General features: G+C 73.3%; 15 protein-coding genes. 6 read left to right on the top strand and 9 right to left on the bottom strand.

The genetic code is table 11. The features are described from left to right. Positions 1-146: 146 nt before the first annotated feature. Together ACFQ79_RS04220 and ACFQ79_RS04215 are read left to right on the top strand one after the other, a co-directional pair. Positions 147-4,811, top strand: coding sequence for an aminotransferase class I/II-fold pyridoxal phosphate-dependent enzyme (locus tag ACFQ79_RS04220; protein ID WP_383579285.1), 4,665 nt, complete (start codon positions 147-149; stop codon positions 4,809-4,811). Continuing rightward, positions 4,811-5,605, top strand: coding sequence for a class I SAM-dependent methyltransferase (locus ACFQ79_RS04215; protein ID WP_383579393.1), 795 nt, complete (start codon positions 4,811-4,813; stop codon positions 5,603-5,605). The genes ACFQ79_RS04220 and ACFQ79_RS04215 overlap by 1 nt, the downstream gene beginning before the upstream one ends. Here ACFQ79_RS04215 and ACFQ79_RS04210 read toward each other — a convergent pair. The 9 genes from ACFQ79_RS04210 to ACFQ79_RS04170 form a co-directional block, all read right to left on the bottom strand. Further along, complete coding sequence (locus tag ACFQ79_RS04210; RefSeq protein ID WP_383579284.1) at positions 5,596-6,870, bottom strand: beta-galactosidase; 1,275 nt, start codon at positions 6,868-6,870, stop codon at positions 5,596-5,598. The genes ACFQ79_RS04215 and ACFQ79_RS04210 overlap by 10 nt on opposite strands. Further along, positions 6,867-7,961 (bottom strand): glycosyltransferase family 4 protein, encoded by a 1,095-nt coding sequence (locus tag ACFQ79_RS04205; RefSeq protein WP_383579283.1) that lies wholly within the window; start codon positions 7,959-7,961, stop codon positions 6,867-6,869. Before ACFQ79_RS04205 ends, ACFQ79_RS04210 begins: the two co-directional genes overlap by 4 nt. Then, complete coding sequence (locus tag ACFQ79_RS04200; protein ID WP_383579282.1) at positions 7,948-9,636, bottom strand: ArnT family glycosyltransferase; 1,689 nt, start codon at positions 9,634-9,636, stop codon at positions 7,948-7,950. The genes ACFQ79_RS04205 and ACFQ79_RS04200 overlap by 14 nt, the downstream gene beginning before the upstream one ends. Beyond that, complete coding sequence (locus tag ACFQ79_RS04195; protein ID WP_383579281.1) at positions 9,633-10,517, bottom strand: PIG-L deacetylase family protein; 885 nt, start codon at positions 10,515-10,517, stop codon at positions 9,633-9,635. Before ACFQ79_RS04195 ends, ACFQ79_RS04200 begins: the two co-directional genes overlap by 4 nt. Further along, positions 10,499-12,325 (bottom strand): glycosyltransferase, encoded by a 1,827-nt coding sequence (locus tag ACFQ79_RS04190; RefSeq protein WP_383579280.1) that lies wholly within the window; start codon positions 12,323-12,325, stop codon positions 10,499-10,501. Before ACFQ79_RS04190 ends, ACFQ79_RS04195 begins: the two co-directional genes overlap by 19 nt. Then, positions 12,322-14,949 carry a lipopolysaccharide biosynthesis protein gene (locus ACFQ79_RS04185; RefSeq protein ID WP_383579279.1) on the bottom strand — a complete coding sequence of 876 codons (2,628 nt, stop codon included), beginning with the start codon at positions 14,947-14,949 and terminating at the stop codon, positions 12,322-12,324. Before ACFQ79_RS04185 ends, ACFQ79_RS04190 begins: the two co-directional genes overlap by 4 nt. Further along, the gene (locus tag ACFQ79_RS04180) at positions 14,946-16,397 is read right to left on the bottom strand and encodes a glycosyltransferase family 4 protein (RefSeq protein ID WP_383579278.1); all 1,452 of its coding nucleotides are present in this window, start codon (positions 16,395-16,397) and stop codon (positions 14,946-14,948) included. Before ACFQ79_RS04180 ends, ACFQ79_RS04185 begins: the two co-directional genes overlap by 4 nt. A gap of 5 nt (positions 16,398-16,402) precedes the next feature. Then, the gene (locus ACFQ79_RS04175) at positions 16,403-17,152 is read right to left on the bottom strand and encodes a glycosyltransferase (protein ID WP_383579392.1); all 750 of its coding nucleotides are present in this window, start codon (positions 17,150-17,152) and stop codon (positions 16,403-16,405) included. A gap of 614 nt (positions 17,153-17,766) precedes the next feature. Next, on the bottom strand, positions 17,767-18,552 hold the full coding sequence (locus tag ACFQ79_RS04170) for a glycosyltransferase family 2 protein (RefSeq protein WP_383579277.1): 786 nt from the start codon (positions 18,550-18,552) through the stop codon (positions 17,767-17,769). Between the two features lie 149 nt (positions 18,553-18,701). On the opposite strand from ACFQ79_RS04170, the gene ACFQ79_RS04165 reads away from it, so the two are divergent. The 4 genes from ACFQ79_RS04165 to ACFQ79_RS04150 all read left to right on the top strand — a co-directional run bounded on the left by ACFQ79_RS04165 (position 18,702) and on the right by ACFQ79_RS04150 (position 24,345). Further along, positions 18,702-20,543 carry a glycoside hydrolase family 15 protein gene (locus ACFQ79_RS04165; RefSeq protein ID WP_383579276.1) on the top strand — a complete coding sequence of 614 codons (1,842 nt, stop codon included), beginning with the start codon at positions 18,702-18,704 and terminating at the stop codon, positions 20,541-20,543. 51 nt (positions 20,544-20,594) lie between these two features. Beyond that, positions 20,595-20,885, top strand: coding sequence for a hypothetical protein (locus ACFQ79_RS04160; protein WP_383579275.1), 291 nt, complete (start codon positions 20,595-20,597; stop codon positions 20,883-20,885). 126 nt (positions 20,886-21,011) lie between these two features. Continuing rightward, positions 21,012-22,082, top strand: a complete 1,071-nt coding sequence (locus ACFQ79_RS04155; protein WP_383579274.1) for a phosphatase PAP2 family protein — start codon at positions 21,012-21,014, stop codon at positions 22,080-22,082. Between the two features lie 43 nt (positions 22,083-22,125). Further along, the gene (locus tag ACFQ79_RS04150) at positions 22,126-24,345 is read left to right on the top strand and encodes an NADP-dependent isocitrate dehydrogenase (RefSeq protein WP_383579273.1); all 2,220 of its coding nucleotides are present in this window, start codon (positions 22,126-22,128) and stop codon (positions 24,343-24,345) included. Positions 24,346-24,402: the final 57 nt, after the last annotated feature.

Below are 24,402 nucleotides of genomic sequence, written 5' to 3'. Positions count from 1 at the left end.
CCTCGTCGGCGCTGCGGCCCCCACCCGATCGGCTCCGAGATGCAGGGGCCCCGGGCGCCCCGGAGAATGGACACCGTACGGGGTCCAATCCGCGAACAGGGCGCTCCCGACGGCGTCCGTCCGACCCGGCAAGGGGGCGGTCGACGATGTCGCTGCGCCAGCCGAACCGGCCGTTCACAGCGACCGGGTCACTGCGCCGATGGACCCTGGTGTACCTCGTGATCGTGGCGGGGCTGACGGCCGCCTATCTGCAGTTCCCCGAGCGGCACACCGTGCTGTGGGCGCTCATCGGGCTCGGCGGCGTCGGCGCCATCCTCGTCGGCGTCCACCTCCACCAGCCGTCCCGGCGCTGGCCCTGGCTCGTGCTGGCCGCCGCCAACCTCGCCTTCGTGGGCGGCGACACGGCGTACAACGCGCTGGAGGCCTTCTTCGGCCAGACCAGGCCGTTCCCCTCCGTCGCCGACGCCCTCTACCTGGCCACGTACCCCCTGTTCGCCATCGGCCTGTTCGGCTTCATCCGCTACCGGGCCGTCGGCCGCGACCTCGGCGTCGTCCTCGACGCCCTGATCCTCACCTCCGGCCTCGCCCTGCTCTCCTGGGTCAACCTCATCACCCCGCTGGCCAGGAGCGAGGACATGAGCTGGACCGAGAAGGCCATCTCCATCGCCTATCCCCTCGGCGACGTGCTGATGCTCGCCATGCTCGCCCGGCTCCTCGTACCCGGCGGCCTCAGATCCCGGTCCGTGCAGCTCCTCACCCTCGGCACCTGCGGCATCCTCGCCTCCGACGTCATCTACGGCACGCTCCAGCTGCGCGGCACCTGGCAGGTCGGCACCCCCTGGGACCTCGGCTGGGTCGTCTTCTTCACCGCCTGGGGGCTCGCCGCCCTCCACCCCTCGATGACCGGGCTCACCGAGCGCGCGCCCGAACCCGCGCCGCACGTGGCCGAGCGACGGCTCGCCCTCCTCGCGGGCGCCTCGCTCGTCGCCCCCGCCCTGCTGCTGTTCCAGTCGCTGCGGCACGACCGCGACCAGGACATCGCCGTCATCGCGATCTTCTCGGCGCTGATGTTCCTGCTGGTCCTCGCCCGCCTCTGGGGCATGATGAACGACCACGGCAAGGCCGAGGCGCGCGAACGCAGCCTCCGGATCGCCGCCGCCTCCCTCGTCGCCGCCCTGAGCCCCCGCGAGGTCGCCGGAGCCGTGGAGACGGCGTCCGCCACCCTCTTCGGCCCCGGCACCGGGCACCGGGTCCTCCTGCTCACCCGGGACCGCCGGGGCGGTCTGAGCGGCGTGGCCACCGCCGCCCACCCGTGGAGCTGCCGCACGGACGACCTGACCCGGCCCCCGGCCTCGGCTCACCGGACGTCGAACGCGCCGACGCCGACGCCGACGCCGACGCCGACGCGGACGTCGTACGAATCGACGCCGCCCACGAAGGGGTCCGGCGGGGCCGGGCACTCCGCCGCGTCCGGGCCCGGCCGGGCCCGTCCCCCCACCGGTCCGGACCGTCCCCCCGCCGACCGGACGCACGACTCCCCGGAGACCGCCTGGCCCGACACCGTCTCCGACGGCACCCGGCTCCTCCCCGTCTCCCGGCTCGACCCCGCCGTCGCCGCGGAGCTCGCCCCCGAGACCTTCGCGCTGCTCTGCCCCCTGGAACTCCAGGCCCCGGCGGGCCCCGAACCGCTGCTCGGCGTCCTGCTCATCGCCGGCCCGGAGAAGAAGCTCGCGGAGATCTCCGGCCCGGCCCAGTCCCTCGCCTCCCAGGCGGCGCTCGCACTCGAACGCTTCGCCCTCAGCGAGGAGGTGAACCGCCGTACCAGCGAGGCCTACTTCCGTACCCTCGTGCACAACACCTCAGACGTCATCCTCATCGTGGACGACGACGACACCGTCCGGTACGCGAGCCCCTCCGCCGAGTCCATGTTCGGCCGCTCCCTGCTCCCCGGCACCCCCCTCACCGACCTCATCGCCCCCGCGGACACCGCCTCCGCCCTGCGCGTCCTGGCCGACGCGCGCACCCGGGCCTCCGTCGACGCCCGGGACGACTGGAAGCTCCTCCACGGCGGGCAGGCCGACCTGGAGGTGGAGGTCCGCTGCAGCAACCTCCGCGACGAACACACCGTGCACGGCCTCGTCCTCACCCTCCGCGACGTGACCGAGCAACGGAAACTGGAACGCGAGCTGACCCACCGGGCCTTCCACGACTCCCTCACCGGGCTCCCCAACCGCGTCCTGCTCCTCGAACGCGTCGAGCGCGCCCTGCTCAGGGGACGCCGCGAATCCACCCTGACCTGCATGCTCTTCGTCGACCTCGACGACTTCAAGGTCGTCAACGACACCATGGGACACTCCGTCGGCGACGAACTCCTGGTCGCCGTCGCCCGCCGCCTCACCTCCGTCCTGCGGCTCACCGACACCGCTGCCCGGCTCGGCGGCGACGAGTTCGCCGTCCTCATCGAGGGCGCGCGCGAACCCCGCGACGCCGAGACCCTCGCGGCGGAGATCGTGCACACCCTCAGCCAGCCCTTCCACCTCACCGACGGCGCCGTGTCGGTGTCGACGAGCGTCGGCATCGCGACCGTCCTCGACAGCGCCCACGCCGAGGAACTCCTCGGCCACGCCGACCTCGCCCTGTACGCGGCCAAGGCGGCCGGCAAGAAGCGCTGGCGGCTCTTCCACCCCGAGTTCCACTCCCGGCTCGTCGCCCGGCACGAACTCCAGGCGGGCATGGACACGGCCATCGCCGACAAGGCGTTCGCCCTGCGCTACCAGCCGATCGTCGAGGTGCGCGACGGTGCGCCGGCCGGCCTCGAAGCGCTCATCCGCTGGCCGCACGCCCGCCGCGGCATGGTCCCGCCGGACCAGTTCATCGCCCTGGCCGAGGAGAGCGGCCACATCATGCCGCTCGGTGCCTGGGTCCTCGAACACGCCGCGCTCGACATCGCCCGCTGGCAGCGCGCCCGCCCCCGCAAGTCCCCTCTCTACGCAAGCGTCAACGTCTCCGCCCGCCAGTTCCGCGACCCGGGATTCCTCGAAGGAGTGCGCCGCACCCTGCACTCCTCCGGGCTCGCGCCCGGCTCCCTCGTCCTGGAGCTGACCGAGACCGTCCTGATGCGCAGGGACGCCCAGATCAGGACCACCATGGCCGCCCTGAAGGACCTCGGCGTCTCCATCGCCATCGACGACTTCGGCACCGGGTTCTCCTCGCTCAGCTACCTCCGCGAGTTCCCCATCGACGTCCTGAAGGTCGACAAGTCGTTCATCGACAACATCACGACCGACCCGCAGCAGGTGGCGCTCGTGGAGGGCATCGTGCGCATCGCCGACGTCCTCGGCCTCCAGGTCGTCGCCGAGGGCATCGAGAACGAGGAACAGCGGGCCCTCCTCGCCGACATGGGCTGCCGCTACGGGCAGGGCTATCTCTTCGCCCGCCCCATGACCGCCCACCAGGCCGAGTCCTATCTGCACCGCGCCCCGCCGTCCGGCGAGCGTCCGCCCGCCCGGCCCGCCGTCCGCCCCGCCGCCCGTGCGGGACACCCCCCGCGGGCCTCCCGCTGGCGCGACCTCGAACACCTCCACCGCACCAGCCGCATGTGCGACGCCGTCATCGACGAGATCGACGGCCGCCGCATCCGGGTCGGTGACGACTGGCTCATCGACTTCGCCTCCTGCAACTACCTGGGCCTCGACCTCGATCCGACGGTCATCGAGTCGATCGAGCCGGAGGTCAGGCGCTGGGGCACCCATCCCAGCTGGTCCCGGCTGATCGGCAGCCCGCGGCTCTATCCCCGGATCGAGGAGCGGCTCACCGAACTCCTCGGCGCCTCCGACACCCTGCTGCTGCCCACCATCACCCTCATCCACCAGTCGGTGATCCCGCTCCTCGCCGGCACCGGACAGGTCTTCGTCGAGGCGCAGGCCCACCGCACCGTGTACGACGGCTGCGTCGCCGCCCGCGGCCAGGGCGCCGAGATCCACCGCTTCCACGCCGAACGGCCCGACGAACTGGAGGCGCTGCTGCGCGGCGCGCCCGCCGACGCCAACCGCCTCATCTGCATGGACGGCGTCAACAGCATGACCGGCAACTTCCCCGACCTCCCCACCCTGGCCCGGGTCTCCCGCGAGAACGGCGCCCTGCTGTACATCGACGACGCCCACGGCTTCGGGGTCATCGGAGAGCGGCTGCCCGGCGAGACCAGCCCCTACGGCTCGCGCGGCAACAGCATCGTCCGTCACCTCGGCGAGACCTACGACGACCTGGTCCTGGTCGGCGGCTTCTCCAAGGCGTTCTCCTCCCTGCTCGCCTTCCTCGCCGTCCCGAAGTGGCTCAAGGACCATCTGAAGGTGGCGGCGGCCCCGTACCTCTACTCCGGCCCCTCGCCGACCGCGTCGCTCGCCACCGCCCTGGCCGGACTCGACGTCAACGACGCGCGCGGGGACGAGATCCGGGCCGGTCTCTACCGCAAGACGGCCCGGGTGCTCGCCCACGTCCGCGCACTCGGCATCGCCACTCCCAACACCGACGGACTGCCGATCATCGAGATCCCGCTCGCCGACGCCGACGACCTCGACCGGGTCGCGGCGTTCCTCTGGGAGCACGGCATCTACGTGACGCTCGCCTCCTACCCGCTCGTCCCGCGCGACCGGGTCGGCTTCCGCGTCCAGATCACCGCCGCCAACACCGACGAGGAGATCGAGGAACTCTGCACGGCGCTCACCGAGCTCGCCGCACGCTTCTCCCTGCAGGCCGCGGACGCCGCACGCACCTCCGCCGTCACGGCCGGCCGGACCCCGGAGCCGCCGTGATGGGCACGACCCGGGCGCGCCGCAACCAGGACGCCGACTGGGACGCCTGGCCCGTCACCGACTACCTGGCCGAGAACTACCGCCGGCTCCACCCCTGCGACATCGACGTCATCCACCACCACGCCGCCGTCTACCGGCGCATCGCCCCGGGCAGCCTGGCCCGCACCCTCGAACTCGGCGCGGGCCCCAACCTCTACCCCCTGATGCTCGCGGGCGCCGCGAGCCGCCGGATCGACGCCCTCGAACCCAGCGCCGCCAACCTCCGCTATCTGCGCCGCCAGCTCGACCGGGGTCCCGACGCCAGCTGGCAGCCCTTCTACGCCCTGTGCCGCTCCCTCGACCCCGCCCTCCCCGAGAGCGGTACCGAGGCGCTGCGCCCGGTGCGGGTCGTGCCCGGAACCGTCGACGACCTCGTGCCCGGCACGTACGACCTCGCCTCGATGAACTTCGTCGCCGAGAGCGTCACCGAGGACTCCGCCGAGTTCACCCTGTTCTGCGACGCCTTCGTCCACGCGGTCCGCCCCGGCGGACGGCTCCTCGCCGCGTTCATGGAACGCATGCCGAGCTACCGCATCGGCGCGGGACCTGTCTGGCCCGCCTGCCCGGTCGACGAAGCCGCCCTGCGGGCCGTCTTCGCCCCCCGTACCACCGGTCTGCGGATCGCCCGGGTCGCCAAGGACCTCACCCTGCCCGAGTACGGGGACACCGGCATCCTGCTCCTCAGCGCCGAGCGGCCGGACGGGCCGCCGACCGGGCCCCCGACCCCTGCCGACGCCCCCGTGCCTCAGGGATGACGGCGGATCGTCTCCGCGTACTCCCGCAGGGACGAGCCGGGCGTCCCGTCGTACAGGTTGCCGTCGAAGGCCCACATCATCCCCTCGAGCCCGCAGGACGCCATCTGCCGGTACGCCGTCTCCGTCACCCCGGGCCGGTACGGGGAGACCTGCGGCCCCGCGCTCTCTCCGGTCAGCCGGGTGAAGCCCGCGCTCCTGGCCACCGCCACCACCCACCGCGCCGAGGACCAGTCGCGCACCGACGCGTCGTCCGGGGCGTCGACGTCCGTCCTCGCGTCGGCGGGCTCGCAGCCGTTGTCCACGGGTTCGCCCGTGCCGTCCACCAGGGCGGTGGTGACGATCCGCACCGTGTCCCGGTGTTCGACCAGGGGGAGCGTCAGGAAGAACCCGGCGCCGCGCGACACGAGCCGGATCGACGGCGAGCCGACGAGCCCGGCGTCGACCGCCGCCCGCAGGTCCGAGGGGTAGAAACCGCCCCCCGGAACCAGGACCTTGAGCGTCCCCTCGTACCCGAGCGAGGTGTACAGGCCGAGCTGCCAGTTCACGGCCCCGGCCAGCTTCCCGACGTACCAGTCGTACCAGTGGGCCACCTGCTCCGGGGTGAACGGCTTCCCGTGGTAGGTGCGCTCCCCGGGCCGCCACCCCGGGTACGGGGTGCTGCGCTGCGCGTGGCTGTCGTACGCCCAGAACGCGCCGGGACCGCCGTCCTCCGAGGTCGGGCCGGGGTAGGCGAACTCGCCGCTCGCGTTGACGCCGACGCGGATCGCCCAGAAGTTCCCGAGACCGATCAGCCGGTCCACCGCGCGCGCGTACTCGGCGATGTGGTCCCGTACGGGCGCGCTGAACACGATGTTGGGGGTGTCGGCGGACCGCTCGCCGAACTGGTTCACGTAGACGGACTCCGGGAAGGCGTCCGGCAGCCAGCGCGGCGGATCGTTCAGGCCGAGCCCCGCCTCGACCCGCAGCCCCGCCCCGTGGAAGACGTCCAGCCGGTCCCGCACCTCGCGCGCGTAGTCCTCGTCGTACACGCCGGGTTCGGGCTCGAACCTGCTCCAGTCGATCTCGAGATGGGCCACCCGGATGCCGTTCTCGTACTCGATGAGCGCCCGGTCCGGATCGGTCTGGAGCGTGCCGTACAGGTACGGCTCCGGATCCGGCCGCTCGTCGCGAGGACCGCCGAACGCCCCCACCAGCGGCAGGAGCACGGCGAGCGCCACCAGCGTCGCCGGCGCCCTCCGGGAGCCCCTCCAGCGCGGTGCCGTCATGACAGCAGCTCCCGGTACAGGGCCCCGTACCGGGCCGCGAACCGCTCGGGACCGAAGTGGTCCTCCACGAGCGCCCGGCCCCGGTCGGCGAGCACGTCCCAGGAGCGCGGCTGGTCGAGCAGCCAGGCCAGCTGCTGCCCGGTGCGGCGCGCGTCGCCCGCCGGGGCCCGCAGCACCGCGTGCCCGAAGTCGGCGAACTGGGGGAGGTCGCTGAGGATCGACGGTCGCCCCGAGGCGAGCGCCTGCAGCACGGTCAGCGGGATGTCGGCCTTGCCGCCCAGGACGGCCGGCGGGAACAGCAGCACATGGACGCCGGAGAGCAGCGCGTGCATGTCCTCGACGTACCCGCGCACCTCGAAGTCGGTGAGCCCGGCCGCCCCGGCCCGCTCCCGCAGGGCCTCGTCGAGCATCACGGTGTCCTGCCCCGGCCGCCCGCGCATCGCGAGCACGAGATGGAACATCGCCCCCGTCCGTACGGCCTCCGCCGCCGCGTCGATCGCCGTCTCCGCACCGCCGTGCGGATCGTGGTGCCCCGCGAACAGCACCACCGGGAAACCCTTCGGGCGCGGCAGGTACGGCCACTCGTCCAGGGCGATCATGGGAGGGATCACCCGCACGTCACCGAAGTCGACGGCCCGCAGCCGCCGTGCCATGGACTCCGAAAGGGCGACCGTCGTCCCCATCGGCCGGACGCGCTTCAGGAGGCGGGCGTCCATCACCCCGGGCACGGTGTGGACGACAGGCCGCCTCCCGAGCAGCAGCGGGCGCAGCCGCGAGAAGGCAGGGAAGGTACGGCCGACGGTGAGGAAGGCGTGCACCAGGTCGACCCGGCGGGCCAGGAACGCGCCGAAGAGGGCGGACTGCACCCGCTCGGGAACGTGCGGCTCACCGTCGCCGGAGAGGATGTGCACGGGCCGGCCGCGCCCCGGCGGGGGCTGCCGGCGGCCCGGCCACTGGGAGAACCAGACGAAGTCGACGTCGGGCAGGGCTCCGAGGACGTCGGTGGCGAGCCGCACGTCACACCCCTCCGCCCCGTCCAGCGGGCTGCTGGTCAGGAGGAGGACACGGGGATGCCGGTCACCGAGGCGCATTGCCCGCTCCCGTCACGGGGGCTCCGCCGCCGGGCTCCGCCGGAGTCGTCTGCGGGGCCGGCAGCAGCGGGCCGTTCACCGTCGATCCCGGCACCGCGAGTGCGGTCAGGCTCGGTCCTGGCAGGGGCGACGGCAGGCGGTACAGGGCGAGCGTGCCGTACATGGGACCGTCGAACGCGAACACCGGCCGCAGGCCCTCCGTGAGCCGCTCCACCTCGGTGAGCGAGGACTGCCCGTACCCCTGCTCGACGACCCGCCACGGCACGATCAGGTACCGGGCGTCGTTGACCGCCTGCTCCTCGGGGGTCGTCCAGTGCCCGAGCCGGTAGGTGTCGTTCAGTGCCCAGCTGGTGACACCGCGGGTGCGCTGCCCGTCCACCGTGACGATTCCGCTGCCCGCCGGCACGTGGGTGATCAGATAGGCGCGGAGGCGGTCGAAGCCGTCGTCGGGGGTGAACCGTTCCCGGGCGTACACCGCGGCGGGGGCGGCGATCACGGCGACGAGGGCGGTCCAGGCCGCAAGCCGCAGTCCGGGCCGGCTCCGGGACGGAATCGGCACGGTGACCGCGAGCGCCACCAGGTTGGGCACGAACAGCAGGTACAGCGCCTGCTCCTCCAGGGTGCCCACGCCGAGCGCGTACCCGAGGGTGACGATCGCCGAGGCGTGGAAGAGCGCGAGCAGCCGGTACACCGGCTCCTTGCGGCGCAGCAGCAGGAAGAGCGCCACCGGGGTGAGAGCGAGCAGCAGGTACGTGCCCCCGTACGCCGAGAGTTCGGCGAGGAGCCGGTCCGCGAGCGAGGGCGTGCCCTCCGCGTTGAATCCGGTCTCCTGCACGACTCCGAGCAGCCGGCGGACGCCGGACGTCTTGGCCTCCCAGAACTCGTCGAAGTGCCCGAACCCGGCGACGAGCGCCACGTAGACGACGTACGACAGGACGGTCACCCCGGTGGTGAGGGCGACGAGCCTGCGGGGTGGACCCCAGCCGAGCAGCAGTGCGGCGAGCAGCGGCAGCACGGTGATCAGCACCGCGTGGTCCTTCGTCAGGATCGCGAGGCCGAAGAACACTCCGGCGAGCAGCGCCCGGGCCCGCGCCCGGGGCTGCGGTCCGGCGCGGGTGAGACCCACCAGGACCAGATAGCCCGCGAGGATCCACACCATCGTCGAGGTCTCCAGGAGCACCCGGTTGTTCTGCCGGATGCAGAACTGGTCCAGGGCGAACACCAGACCGGCGACCGCGCCGGCGCCGCGCGAGCGCACCCGGGCGACGAGGAAGACGATGAGGGCCGCGGTGACCCCGGCGAGGAGCGCGTTGAGCACCCGCGAGGAGTGCACCCCCGCGATGATGTCGGAGTGCTCCCCGACGAGCTTGGTCCAGCCGGCCTCCACGTAGAAGTAGCCGGGCGGGTGCAGGAAGAACAGGCCCTCGTCGGTGCGGGGGAAGCCGCCCGCCGCGGCGCTCTCCCCGAGCTGCCGGTAGATCGGCTCGTCGATGAACAGGTCGCCCGCCCGGCTGATCTCCACCAGCCGCAGGGTCACGGTGAGCAGTGCCGCGGCGGCCGCGTACACCGCCGTCGGCACCGAGCCGAGCCGGATGCGGCGACGCGCCGGCGAGGGCGGGACGGCCGTGGCCGGTTCGGTCCGGGCGGACGAGGCGACGGTGCGCGGGATCGTCACGACACACCCCCCGGGGCATGGATCCCGCGGACCCCGCGCAGCGTCGCGGGGTGCGTCGGCCGGGGGCGGAAGTCCGCGTCCGCCGACTCGGGGAGGAGGTAGACCTCGGGCGTCAGGGGGACGCGGCCCCCGGGGAACATGGCATCGGCCTGGGTCCCGTAGCCCTGGATCAGCTCGGCCTTCCGGTCGAGTCCGCGCTGCCAGTCGCGGGCGACCAGACCGTGCCGGCCGGTGAACCGGGCGTCGGGATCGGCGCGCTGGTTGTACGGGAAGTCGCTGTAGTACACGACCGGACGTCCGCACCGCTCGGCTGCGGTGCGGACGAGGACGTGGTCGGCGTGCCCGCCCACGCCCAGCGGGGCGAGGACCAGGCCGCCGTCGGTGCCGGGCAGCAGGGCGTCGATCGTCTCGGCCACGGCGCGGAGCGTCTCCTCGTCGTACGGGGAGACCCGGCCGCGGGACAGGTGCAGCCGGTACGTGGGGTACACATGGGCCAGTTCGGGCAGCAGCCCGGCCAGCAGGCCGGTGCCCGGACGCGGCCTCGGCAGCCGCCGGAACAGTCCGTCGACCAGTCCGATGTGGCGCCACCCGACGTCGAGCCGCTCCAGGACCCGCAGGTCCTCCGCCCGTCGTTCGGCGTAGAGCTGCTCGGCGGTCTCGGCGCCGGTCTGCTTCAGGTACTGGCGGGCGGACAGGGTGTGCGGCGGCGGTGCCGCCTCCGTGAAGAGGGACGCGACGGTCACCGGCGCCCGGCGCCCGGCCCATCCGAGCAGCCCGCCGCAGGACAGGACGGCGTCGTCCAGGTGCGGCGAGAGCACCAGGATCGGGACGTCCGAACCGACGACGGTCCGGACGAACCCGGTCAGCGGGTCGACTGCCATGACGCACCCCTCTTCCTCGGCCGCCGTGCGGGCGCGGGAGTGTCCAGAAGCCGGTGGGCCAGGGCCAGGTAGCGGCCCGTCATCTCGTCCCACGTGTAGTGCCGGGCGGCGATCCCGGAGCGCCGCCCCAGCCTGCGGCGCAGCGCCGCGTCGGTGGCCAGCTCGTTCATCCGCCGGCCGAAGGCCGCCACGTCGAACGGCGGCACGGTCATATCGCCGCCGTCGCGCATCCAGCGCAGTGCGGGAAGATCGAAGTGGAGGACGGGTTTGCCGTACGCCATGCCTTCGAGGGCCACCAGACCGAAGGTCTCGTGGCGCGAGGGCACCACCAGGAAGGCGCAGTCGCGCAGGAGTTGGCGCTTGCGGTCGCCCTCGGCGTAGCCGACCCAGTGGATCCGGGGCTTCGGCCCGGGGGAGTGGGCGGCCACGAGGGCGGCGAGCCGGCGTTCCTCGGCGGGGGTGCCGCTGCCCGCGATGAGTAGTTCAAGGGGTGGCGCGGCGCTCTCGTACGCGTCGAGCAGCAGGTCGAGGCCCTTGACCCAGGTGTCGACGCGTCCCAGGAACAGGATGAACTGGCCGCCGCCCAGCCGGCTCTCGTCGAGGTCCCGCTGTTCGACCCCGTTGGCGATGACCTGGACGTCGGCCCGGGGGCTGCGCCGGCGGATCTCCGATCGGTCGGCCGCGTTCATCACCACGATGTGCCGGTAGCTGCGCAGCCCGAGCCGTTCGACCAGGAAGAAGGGGATGTGGTAGCGCCGCCACAGGGCTTCGGCGCTGCGGCCCTGGTCGATGCCGATGACGGGGGCGCCCGTCGCCAGGGGCAGGAAGCTCGTCGAGAACGGGGGAGTGAAGCTCTCCAGCCACAGGTCGTGGCGGATGCGGCGGGCGACGAACGGCAGCAGCGTCAGGAACAGCAGCTGGCCGGCGCGCGGGCCGGCCCGGCAGACCGGCAGCCGGACGTAGCGGATGCCGTTGCGCTCCTCGCTGCCGCCTTCGCGGCCGGCCGTCACGACGGTGACGCGGAAGTCCTCGGCGAGCCGGCGGGCCACCTTGCCGACGACCAGGGCGCCACCGCCCCGGTAGGCGGGGTTCTCCGCGTCGTCGTAGATGGACACCACCACGTGCCGGCGCCGCAGGGTGGTGTGCCGGATCCGCTCCCGGTCCCGAACGACGTCCAGGATCCGGTCGAGCGCCTCGTCCGCGACGAGGGACTGCGGCCGTTCGCCGTCGATCCGCGCGAGCCGCGGCAGCCGCTGGGACCAGTTCCGGTAGCGGGCCCACCAGAGGGTCGGGGCACCGGCGATCTCCTCCCAGCCGCGGTCCCGCAGGGTCTCGGGTCCGGTCTCCACGAGCAGGGTCAGTCCGTAGCGGTCGGCGATCCGGCGGAACACGGACGTCGCCGCCGAGGGGGCCGGCAGGTCGAACTTCACGAGGCCGTCGAGCGGCCCGCGGTCCGTGAGGACCACGGACTCCCCGCCCCCCGCGCGCCTGCGGGCCCGCACTTCGGCGACCCCGATCCGGGCGGCCAGTTCGGCCGCGTCCAGGAGCGCGTGGGCACGGTGCAGCCGGGATCCCCGGCGCTTGGGATCCGTGGCGCGCCGTGCCCACCCGCCCCTGCCCGGTCCCGTCTCCTTCGCCTTGGGGGGAACCGGGAATCCGCGGCACAGGAAGCAGCCGTAGCAGTGCAGGGCGACGACGGTGAGCCCGTGCTCGTCGAGCAGCGCCGAGAGCCGGCGGACCAGCGAGGACTTGCCGGCCCCGTCCGGTCCGGACACGGCGACCACGAGGGGGCGGTGTGAACGGGTCATGGCACTCGCCTCCGCAGTTTCTTGGTCACCACGAGCGGCACCCGCAGGGACGCCTCGCGGGTCGCGGCCCGCAGCCGGCCCTCGCCGAGGAGGTGGCCCGAGTGCTCGGCCCCCGCCCGGAGCGAGGTCGCCACCGGGAGCGGTAGCGGCAGTGGGACGTGTTGGCCCCGGTCGAGCCGCGCCATCGCCTCGACGGCGGTGTCGAGCGCCTCCCGGCCGCCCGCGGACCAGCCCTCGCGGGCGGCCTCGTGACGGGCCTCCGCCACGACGTCGGGGTGGAGGAGCGAGCGCAGGGCGAGGAGTTCGGAGAGGTCCAGGGTCAGGTTCTGGAAGAGGGCGTGCGCCAGCCAGATCCGCAGCCGGTCGGAGGGGCAGGGCGTCAGCCAGGCGTAGCCGTCGGTGCCGTTGTCCGCGGTGTCGATGTCCTCGGCGTCGTTGTCCTCGGCGTCGCGCGGGTGCCCGTCGGGGGAACCGTTCGGGTTTCCGTTCAGGTTCCCGTTCACGTGCCGGTGCGTGTGCCCGTTCGCGGCCCCGGGCCGCGCGACGTGTTCGGCGCGGGCGAAGAGCCGGTCGGTCGCCACCACCGGAACCCCGAACCACGAGACCGAGCCGTGCAGATGGGCCGCCGGGCCGCTCGCGGGCTCCAGGAGCACCTTCGTCGAGCGCTCCAGCCAGTACGTCGTGCGGTGCGCGTACCAGCCGTCGAGCGCGGCCTGCGCGGCCCGCAGCCCTCCCGGGGGCACCACCAGGTCGAAGTTGCCGTACACGTAGTCCCCCGCCAGATCGGCCTTGATCAGGACGGTGGGGATGCCCGCCGCCCGCAGCCGCTCCGTGGACTCGACGAGGTTCCGCCGGAACAGCCCGGTCGCGCTCTCCACCTCGGTGAGCGTGACCGCGAGCTGACGGGGGTACGCGCGGGCCAGCCTGCCCTCGACCTGGTTGCGCCGGGCCGCGGCCAGCGCACCGAGGAGCTCCTCGTCTGCGGCAGGCCGGACCCGACCCCGCCACACGGCGTCGACGAGAAGGTTCACGGCGCGCTCGTCGTGGACCGCGACCCGGGTCCTTCGAGCCTCGGCGGGCGGCGGCTCCCGCCACCCGGGTACGGGCTCCGCCTCCGGAGCCGCACCGGTCCCGCCGTTCAGGGGCGCTCCATCGGGCCCTGCCACGGGCCCGTCCTCGGGTCCGTCCCCGGGCCCTCCGGCGGGTCCGGTCCGGAGTACGGGTGCCCGCCGCCGTCCGAAGAACCGCCACAGGGCCACCGTGGTGACCACGAGCGCGGCAGCGAACCACACGTAGGTGAACGGGCGGAGCAGCGCGAGGCCCGCGGCCAGCGCGAGCAGGGGCAGCACCACCCGGCCGAACGGCCGCTCGGCGACCCCGAAGCCGTGCCGGCGGGAGTGCCGCACGGCCAGCAGGACCAGTGCGGCGACCGTTCCGCACAGCCCGCCGATCGCCATGCCGAGCACGCCGCCGGTCGCCCAGCCGGACGCCAGGGCCGTCACGTACAGGCCGAGTCCCACGAGCAGCGTGCGCAGGCACCCGTAGTCGTCGACGGCCTGGGCGAAGGTCACCAGGAGGGCGAGCGCGCCGAGCGCGAGGCCCGCCGCCGCGGTACAGGCCATCAGGGTGGAGACCATCGAGTAGCCCGAGGGGAAGACCTTGGTGATGAGCGCGTTCGGCACCGTCGCGGCCACCACCGTCAGGGGCAGCGCCACGGTCAGGTACATCCGCAGCGCGCTCGCGGTCAGCGGGTCGCCGGCCCGGCGTCGCGAGAGCGCGGGCAGGAAGGCGATCGAGACGGCCCCGGCCAGGAACAGCGGGACCCGGCCCAGCATGACCGCCGCCTGGTAACTGGCCGCCGCCGCACGGTCGGTCGGCAGCATCGCGACGAGGACGATGTCCACGGAGGCGATCAGTGCCACGACGCCCTGCAGCGAGGCGACGCCGGACGCCCGCCGCCACAGGTCCCGGTCGGCGCTGACCGCGCGCCACGGCCGGCGCGGCTCCTTGCGGAACCGGTTCGGCCAGAAGAACACGTACGGCAGTACGGCGACGCCGAAGGCGGCGAGGGCGCCCGTCTCGCCGAGCCCCAGCGCCGACACGAAGAAGAGGCCCACGCCGAACTTGAGCAGGGCCTCGACGGCGGTGAGGACCGCGAGGGTCCGCAGCCGCTCGGTGCCCTGGAGCCAGCCCACGCTGACCCGGGTGACGTAGATGGCCAGGGTCGAGCCCGCGATGGCGAGGGTCGTCAGGGTTCCCGCGAACTCCATCGCCACACAGCCCACCGCGATCGCGGCGACGGTTCCGCCCAGGACGGCCGTGACCATGGCGAAGCGGACCGCCTCACCGCGTTCGGCGTCCGAGCCGGACCGGGCGAGGGCCTGGGCCAGCATCCACGGCACGGTGACCACGGCGACCGCGGCGGTGCACACGACCAGCCCCTGACCGGCGGCGAAGGTGGCGTACCCGGAGACGTCGAGGAGCCGGGTGAGGATCAGCGTGTACGCGTAGTTCACCGCGCCGACCACGACCACCGCGGTCGCGATCCAGCGCGCGCCGTGGACGGCGGTGACCTCGTCCTGATGGACGGGCGACCGCTCGGCGACGCGCGCGGCGGAGGTCATGACGGCCGCCCGGGGGCCGGACCGCCGGCGGACCCCTCACCGTGCCCGGCCGCGCCGAGCAGGACGTCGTGGCCGTTCGCCAGGACGATGTCGGCCTCGGCGACGTCGAGGCGGCGCAGTGCGCTCAACGCCCGCATCTCGTCGCAGCCGTGGAGCAGCAGCCGGAAGGCGTCGCCGCTCCGCTGCCAGGCGTCGGTCTGCCGCAGGGCGCGGCGGACCGCACGCTCGGTGGACTCGGGGTCGGCGGACGTGAAGCGCGTGATGACGGACAGGTCGCTGGCCGAGCGGCGCGAGCGCCGGTGCCGGTGGATGCGCTGGAGGTCCTCCACGACGACCTGGGCGAGCCGTTCGGCGCTGGCGTCCCAGGAGAAGGCGGCGGCCCAGTCACGGCAGGAGGCCGCCGTGCGGGCCCGCGCCTCGGGGGTGGACAGTGCGTCGAAGGCCGAGGCGATACCGGCCGCCAGATCCGCGTCCGGGTCGAGGAGCCACCCGTTGACGCCCGGGCGGATCGCGTCGCGCAGCCCCGGCACGTCGAAGGCGAGGGCGGGGGTGCCGACGGTGTTCGCCTCGATGACGGCGAGGCCCCAGCCCTCGGCGACCGACGGAACGACCGTCAGCCACGCCCGGTGGAACAGCTCCTGCTTGCGCTCGTCGGAGACGTGCCCGTGGAACTCGACGGCGGCGCCGATGCCGAGACCGGCGGCGAGCTTGCGCAGCGACTCGCCCTCGGGGCCGTCCCCGCACAGGTCGACGCGCAGCTCCGGCAGACGGCGCAGCAGCGTCGGCATGGCCCGGAGGATCAGGTCGACCCGCTTCTGCGGCACGAGCCGGCTGACGACGGTGAGCGCCGGGGTCGCCGAGCGCTGCCCGGCGGGATCCGTGTGCCGGGGGCGGGGGCGCCCGTTGGGCACGATGTGGATCGGATTGCCGAAGCCGAGTTCCCGCCGGGTGCCCTCGCGGGTGGAGGGCGAGACGACCACCACGGGCCTGCCCCGGTAGACGCGCCGGCTGACCTGCTTCTCCAGGACCCGGCCGACGGTGTTCATCGGCCACCGGAACCGGGTGTCGAACTGGTGCTGGTGGACGTGGTGGATGACACAGAGGTCCGCGGTCCAGCGGGGTGTGAACAGGGGTGAGAAGAACGGGATCCCGTTCTGGAAGTCGACCACGGCGTCGTACGCGTGACGGTTCCGCAGCAGGTGCGCCGCGGCGGCGGCGTACACGCCGAACGTGCCGCCGCCCCGCACGACGCGGATGCCGTCGCGGTACTCACGGGCGCGCGAGCCGGGGTACCGCGACGAGACGAGGGTGACGTGGGCTCCGGCCGCCGCGAACCGCCGGGCGATCTCCCAGCAGTACGCCTCGGCCCCGCCCGCCTCGGGGTGCGTGGGGTCGCGCCAGTTGAGGAAGGCGAGGTCGGTACGGGCGAGCCGGTCGAGTGCGGTCATGATCATCACCGGGCCAGCGAGATGCGCAGGAGATCGGCCATCGAGCGCAGACCGTCGCGCCGCGCCGAGAACGTCGAGCCGGGTACGTCGTGCCAGACCACCGGCACCTCCACGACGTCCCGCCCGGCCCGTACGACGTGGGCGAGCAGTTCCACGTCGAAGGCGAAGCCGTCGATGTGACAGTCACGCGCGATCGCGCGGGCGAGCGGACCGCAGAAGAACTTGAACCCGCACTGGGTGTCGGCGACTCCGGGCAGCGACAGATGAGCGAGCGAACGGAACAGCAGGCCGCCGCCGCGCCGCAGCGCCGACTGCTCCACGTCGAGCCGGGCACCCGGCGCGTGCCGTGAGGCGATGACCGCGCCGTGGCCCGCCCGGAGCAGCTCCATCACCCGGTCCAGGGTCTCGACGGGGGTGGCGTTGTCGGCGTCGGCGAAGCCGATGAACCGTGCCGAGGAGGTCTCGATCCCGCGCCGGACCGCCGCGCCCTTGCCCTGGTCGCTGCACCCGATGGCGTGGACCGGGACGGGGGAGTCGACGAAGCGCTCCAGGACGTCGAGGGTGCCGTCGGCACTGTTGTTGTCGACCACGACGACCGCCGACGACCAGGACCGTCCCGCCAGGAAGTCGACCGTGGCGGCCACGGTCGACGGCAGCCTGCGCCGCTCGTTGTAGGCCGGGATGAGCAGTTCGAGCTCCACCGGCGGGCGGACGAGCTGGTGGGCGAGCGGTGTGTGTGAGCGGGCGGTGGCCATCACGCCACGCCTCCTCGGGGGAAGGCGCGGGGCGCGGGGCGCACCGGCGCGCGGGGGATCAGAGCGGGAGTGGGGCGGTGCTGACGCGGTTCACCCGGCCGGTGAGGACGTGCCTCACAGGGGCGGTGAATACGCGCCTCACCGGGGCGGTGCTGACGTGCTTCATCCCGGCGGTGCGGTTCGGGGGCACCGGTCGGTGGGGGTTCGCAGGCCCCCGCTGGTGCTGGTTCGGACGACCCGGCAGGACCGTCGGAGCCGCGGCTTCGCCGCGCGCCGCGCGTGCGGGTGCGGGTCGCACGGGCGCGTCGTCGGCGGGCCGATCCCCGCGGCCTGCACGCCCGGCTCCGCGGCGGCGGGGCGGCGGCCGTGATCCGGTCGGCCGCCCGGCGTGCCGGGTGGGAGGTCGGGCGGTGTGCGGGGCGGCAGAGCGTGCGGCGCCGGGCGTCGGCGACCGGCCAGTCGGTCATCCGCCGCAGAGGATGCGGTGCGGATGCCACCGGCGATCGGTCGAACTGGCTGGAGGCCACGACGTACCTCTTCCGGCAACCGACCCTGCCGAGGGTCTGTCCTGAATTAGTGCTCTTTCCAGCGGTAGCACCCTTTCGGGTGGTTCGTCAACCGGAGGAGGCGCGATCGGAACGCGGGCGCCGCCGGTGCGCCAGCCGCGACAGGGCGTTGTGCGGCCGCTCGTCGAGGAGCGTGCCGAGGATCCGCGTGCCGTCGCGGATCGTGCGGAGGCGGACCGGCTCGTGGAGGCGCGGCCGTTCGAGACTGGGCACCTCGGCGACGCGCAGGCCGTAGTGCAGGGCGTGCGTGACCAGTTCGGCGCCCAGCTCGACCCCGTCCTCGCGCAGGTCGAGCAGGTCCACGAAAGAGCGCCGGAACGCACAGAACCCGTACCAGAGATCGGTCAGGTGCTGGCCGTACATCCGGCGCGCGACCCGCAGCAGCGCGCGGTGTCCGAGCCGGCGCGAGAGCGGATAGTCGGCGAAATCCCCGCCCGCGATGAAGCGTGATCCCTTGACGAAGTCGTAACCGCTGTCCAGGTAGTGCAGATAGTGCGGGATCTCGTGCGGCGACATGCTGCCGTCGGCGTTCATCAGGACGACCAGATCACCGGTCGCCGCGAGCAGACCCGCGTGCGGGATGTCGCCGCGCGAAGAGTCCCAGAATCCGAGTCCGCGCACCGTGAGCCCTTTCCGGGTCCGCCGCTCACCGGGCGGGCCGCCGACCAGGACCACGTCCCCCACGCTCGACGGCACTTGATCGAGGAGCAGGTCGAGCGCCGGCCGCGGGTCCCCGCCGCCGGGGCGGACCGTGAGGACGAGACTCACCGTACGCGTGCCGGAACCGGGCGCGCGGTCGGTCGAACGGCGCAGGGGATGCGAATCGCTACTCATAAGTACGGCCTTCCGCGCGGAAAACCCGTGAACTTCATGATCCTGCGCCGTGGACGATGCCGTCAAGAAACGAGGAAGGATATGCGGAAGACCAGAAAGCTATTCCCCGCCCCGCTGCGCCGGAATTCGATCAGGCATACAATCCCGTCATGGCAGGGCGAATTGAAGACTACGCCCTCGTCGGTGACCTGGAGACCGCGGCGCTCGTGGGTACCGACGGGTCCGTCGACTGGTGGTGCGCGCCGCGCTTCGACTCGCCCGCGTGCCTGGCGGCCCTCCTCGGCGATCCGGGGCACGGGCGCTGGCTCCTCGCACCCGTCGGCAGGACCCGCTGCACGCGCAGGAGTTACCGGGGCGACACCCTCGTCCTCGACACCGTCTGGGAATCCGTCACCGGCACCGTACGCGTGACCGACTTCATGCCCCCGCGCTCCCCGAGCGAGGACGCCCCGCGCATCGTCCGCGTGGTCGAGGGGATCGCCGGACGGGTCGACGTGCGCAGCGAGTTGAGAGTCCGCTTCCACCACGGCAGCATCGTGCCCTGGGTCCGCTCGGTGGACCGCCGCACCGTCGCCTGGGTCGCCGGACCCGACGCCGCGTACCTCTCCTGCGCACCCGGCGTCGAACCCGTCGTCACCCCGGACCGCACCACCGTCGACTTCACCGTCACCGCGGGCCGCCGCGTCTCCTTCGTCCTCGGCTGGCGCCCCTCGCACGCCCCCGCGCCCCCCGCCGCCCCGCCCGCCGACATCGACGCCACCCTCACCCGTACCCTCGCCCTCTGGAACGACTGGGCGTCCGCCCTCCGTTACGAGGGACCGGCGCGCGAGGCGGTCATCCGCTCCCTGCTCACCCTCAAGGCCCTCACCTACGCCCCCACCGGCGGCATCGTCGCCGCGGCCACCGCCTCCCTCCCCGAGTCCCTCGGCGGACAGCGCAACTGGGACTACCGCTTCTGCTGGCTGCGTGACTCCACGTTCACCCTCTCCTGCCTGCTGCGCGGCGGCTATCGCAGGGAGGCGCTCGCCTGGAAGGACTGGCTCGTCCGCGCCGTCGCCGGCGATCCCGCCGACCTCCAGCCGCTGTACGGGGTGGAGGGGCAGCGGCAGTTGCCCGAGACGTACGCCGACTGGCTCCCGGGCTACGAGAACTCGCGGCCCGTCAGATTCGGCAACGCGGCCGTCGACCAGTTCCAGCTCGACATCTACGGCGAGGTGCTCAACACCGTCTACTCCGCCGTCCGGGCCGGGGTCGCGCTCGACGCCCCGGACTGGGCCCTGGTCGCCTCGCTCCTGGAGTACCTCGGCAAACGCTGGCAGGAGCCCGACGAGGGCATCTGGGAAGTCCGGGGCCCGCGCCGTCACTTCGTCCACTCCAAGGTCATGGCCTGGGTCGGCGCCGACCGCGCCGTCCGCCTCGCCCGGGTCGCCGGGCTCCGCGGCTCGCTCAGGCACTGGCAGGCCCTGCGCAACGAACTGCGCGCGGAGGTGTGCGCCCAGGGCTGGAGCGACGAGCAGCAGTCCTTCACCCAGTACTACGGAAGCCACCAGGTCGACGCCACCGCCCTGTTGATCCCGCGACTCGGCTTCCTCCCGGCCGACGACCCCCGTGTACTCGGCACCGTGCGGGCCATGGCCCGGCTCGACGACCACGGATTCCTCCGCCGCTACGGCGATGTGCGGGACGGCGGGACGCACGAGCTCGACGACCTCGGCGGCACCGAAGGAGCCTTCGTCGCCTGCACGTTCTGGTACGCCGACGCGCTCGCCATGACCGGCCGCCCCGACGAGGCCCGCGCGGTCTTCGAGCGCGTCCTCGACGTCTGCAACGACGTCGGCCTGCTCGCCGAGGAATGGGATCCGCTGACGCGTCGCCAGCTGGGCAACATGCCGCAGGCGCTCAGCCACGTGGCCCTGGTGAACACGGCGTTCACGCTGTACGGGACCCGGCGTCACGACCGTACGGGTTCCCGTCATCTCGCTGTGGCATGATCGCGCAGCGGGTGCCCGCCGGGTGCCCGCCGGGAGTTCAGGGGGTGGAACATGCCGTGGTTCCTGATCGTGCCGAGCGTGCTCGGGGTGCTGCTCGTCCTCGGAGGCGTGGCGGCGATCCGGAACGACTGGATCCTGCCGTTCCAACGGCGCCGCGTCCACCGGACCCGGCTCTTCGGCTGGGCGCAGCTGGTGATGGCGGTGGCCTTCGCCTCCCAGGCGGCCGGCCAGCTCCTCGGTGAGGGCGAGGCCCGCTTCGTCCTCGGAGTCGTCGCCCTGTTCGCCCTGCTCGGCGGACTCGTCCTCGCGACCGTGGCGCAACGCCCGAGCCCGGACCGCTGAGCCGAGCCGTCCCGGAGCGCGGGCGTCCCCCCGCCGTCCGGGCCCGCCGCGCCGCACCGCCCCCGAAGCGTTTCGTTCGGGTGCGTCCAGCGGGCGGGGCCGCCGCGCGTGGGTTCGAATCGGGGCATGGCTTCCTACGACAGGCCCCGCGCAGGCGGCTCCCCGAGGCCGCTGGAGACCGGTGACACCTGGTGGTACGCCGCCGTGGCAGGCGAGGCCGCCGGATCGTTCAGCGCCCGAGTCCGCACCCGGACCCGGCGTGGCTGTCTCGGGGCCGTCCTCGTGCTCACCGTCGTCTACGCGGGCCTCGTGCTCACCGCGACCGGCCGCCGCTGGGGCGACGCGGCCATGACCGGCCGGCGCGCCGACACCGCCGCCGTCACCGTCCTCCGCGAGCACCCCTCGCTCGCCGGGCTCACCACCCTCTCCCTGGTCCTCGGCTGCGTCCTGCTGCTCGCCGCCGGCCTGATACGCAAGCGGTACGCCCTCACCGGCCTCGCCGTCGGCGGGGTCGTCACCGCCCTCGCCCTCACCGGACTCCTCCAGCGGTACGCACCGCGCCCCCGGCTCGCCGACGCCGGCGGGCTCACGTCCAGCGGCTTCCCCAGTGCCCAGACCACGCTCGCCCTCGGCATCGCCCTCGGTCTGGCCCTCGTCGTCCCCTACCGGCTGCGCAGCGTCGCCGTCGGCGCCGCCACGCTCTGGGCCGTCGGCGTCGGCGCGTACACCATCGCCGCGGGCCAGCACCGTCCCGGTGACGCCATCGCCGCCGCCCTGGTCGTCCTCGCCGTCTTCTGCGGCCTCCTCGCCCTCCTCGCCCGCAAGGGCAAGGTGCGCCCCGGCGCCCGGCGCGGGCCCACCCTCCCCGGCCTCCCGGTGACCGTGCCGCTCGCCCTGCTCGCCGCCGGAGGGCTGGGCGTGGGCCTCTGGCTCCTCGGGGACACCCTCGCCCTGCCGAGCGCCGCCCCCTACGACCCGGCCGAGCTCCGGCTCGCCCACCGCTGCGGCCAGGCCCTCGCCGCGGGCGTGGTCGCCACCGCCGGCCTCGTCCTGCTCGGCCTGCTCCGCCGCGTGGACGTCGAGGGCGCCCCCACCCCGTACCGGCTCGGCGGGCCCTTCGTCGAGGCCGCCGGAGTGCCCCGGGACGGCGAGCTCGTGGGGCCCTTTACCGAGGACCTCGATCACGAGATATCTTGATGTCGAGCAATCTCGCATACGCAGACGTGGAGCGGAGCACCCGGTGACTGACTCGACCATCATCTACACCCACACTGACGAGGCGCCTGCCCTGGCGACGTACTCGTTCCTGCCCGTGATCCAGGCGTATGCCTCGCAGGCCGGCGTCACGGTCGAGACGCGGGACATCTCCCTCGCGGGCCGCATCATCGCCGTCTTCCCCGAGTTCCTGGAGGAGGGCCAGCGCATCGCCGACGCCCTCGCCGAGCTCGGCGACCTGGCCAAGACGCCGGGCGCCAACATCATCAAGCTGCCGAACGTCTCGGCGTCCATCCCGCAGCTCAAGGCCGCGATCGCCGAGCTCCAGGCGCAGGGCTACGCCCTCCCGGACTACCCGGACGACCCGCAGACGGACCAGGACAAGGACGTCCGCGCCCGTTACGACAAGATCAAGGGCTCGGCCGTCAACCCGGTCCTGCGCGAGGGCAACTCCGACCGCCGCGCGCCCGGCTCGGTCAAGAACTACGCCAAGAACCACCCCCACCGCATGGGCGCCTGGACCCCCGAGTCCAAGACCAACGTCGCCACCATGGGTGAGAACGACTTCGCCTCCACGGAGAAGTCCGTCGTCGTCACCAAGGACGACACCCTCCGCTTCGAGTTCACCGCCGCCGACGGCACCACCAGCGAGCTCCGCGAGCCGCTGAAGGTCATCGCCGGCGAGGTCGTCGACGCCGCCGTCATGCGCGCCGCCGCCCTGCGCACCTTCCTCGGCGAGCAGGTCGCCCGCGCCAAGGCCGAGAACGTGCTCTTCTCCGTGCACCTCAAGGCCACGATGATGAAGGTCTCCGACCCGATCGTCTTCGGCCACGTCGTCCGCGCCTTCTTCCCCGCGACCTTCGCCAAGTACGGCGAGGTCCTCGCCGCCGCCGGCCTCTCCCCGAACGACGGCCTCGGCGGCGTCCTGAAGGGCCTGGAGTCCCTCCCGCAGGGCGAGGAGATCAAGGCCTCCTTCGACGCCGAGCTCGCCGACGGCCCCGCCCTCGCGATGGTCGACTCCGACAAGGGCATCACCAACCTGCACGTGCCGTCCGACGTCATCGTCGACGCCTCGATGCCGGCCATGATCCGCACCTCCGGCCACATGTGGGGCCCGGACGGCCAGGAGGCCGACACCCTCGCGGTCCTCCCGGACCACAGCTACTCCGGCGTGTACCAGGCCGTCATCGAGGACTGCCGCGCCAACGGCGCCTTCGACCCGTCGACCATGGGCTCCGTCCCGAACGTCGGCCTCATGGCGCAGAAGGCCGAGGAGTACGGCTCCCACGACAAGACCTTCGAGCTGGCCCAGGCCGGCACGGTCCGCCTGGTCGACTCCGAGGGCAACGTCGTCCTGGAGCAGGAGGTCGCCGAGGGCGACATCTTCCGCGCCTGCCAGACCAAGGACCTGCCCATCCAGGACTGGGTCAAGCTCGCCGTCACCCGCGCCCGCGCCACCGGCGCCCCGGCCGTCTTCTGGCTGGACGAGAACCGCGCCCACGACGCGCAGCTGATCGCCAAGGTCAAGCAGTACCTGCCGGAGCACGACACCGAGGGCCTGGACATCAAGATCCTGTCCCCGGTCGAGGCGACGGCGTTCTCCCTGGAGCGCATCCGCCGCGGCGAGGACACCATCTCCGTCACCGGCAACGTCCTCCGCGACTACCTGACCGACCTCTTCCCCATCCTGGAGCTGGGCACCAGCGCCAAGATGCTGTCGGTCGTCCCGCTGATGGCGGGCGGCGGCCTCTTCGAGACCGGCGCCGGCGGCTCCGCCCCGAAGCACGTCCAGCAGCTCGTCAAGGAGAACTACCTCCGCTGGGACAGCCTCGGCGAGTTCTTCGCCCTGGCCGCCAGCTTCGAGCACCTCGCGACCTCCACGGGCAACTCCCGCGCCCAGGTCCTCGCCGACACCCTCGACCGCGCCACCGGCACCTTCCTCAACGAGGACAAGTCGCCGACCCGTCGCCTCGGTGGCATCGACAACCGCGGCAGCCACTTCTACCTGGCCCTGTACTGGGCCCAGGAGCTGGCCGCCCAGACCGAGGACGCGGAGCTGGCCAAGGCCTTCGCGCCGCTGGCCGAGACCCTCTCCGCCAACGAGCAGAAGATCGTCGACGAGCTCGTCGCCGTCCAGGGCTCCCCGGCCGAGATCGGTGGCTACTACCAGCCCGACCCGGCCAAGGCCGCGGCCGTGATGCGCCCGTCCGCCACCTTCAACGAGGCCGTCGCCTCCCTCGCCTGACGCGGCACGGGAGGCCCCGCGCCTCCCACGCCCCGCCGAGCACACGCGTGGCGCCGC

The sequence above is a fragment of the Streptomyces sp. NPDC056480 genome, from assembly GCF_042795405.1.
Lineage (GTDB): Bacteria > Actinomycetota > Actinomycetes > Streptomycetales > Streptomycetaceae > Streptomyces.
The sequence above is the reverse complement of the archived record's forward strand: the minus strand, read 5'-3'. Positions and strand labels throughout refer to the sequence as shown.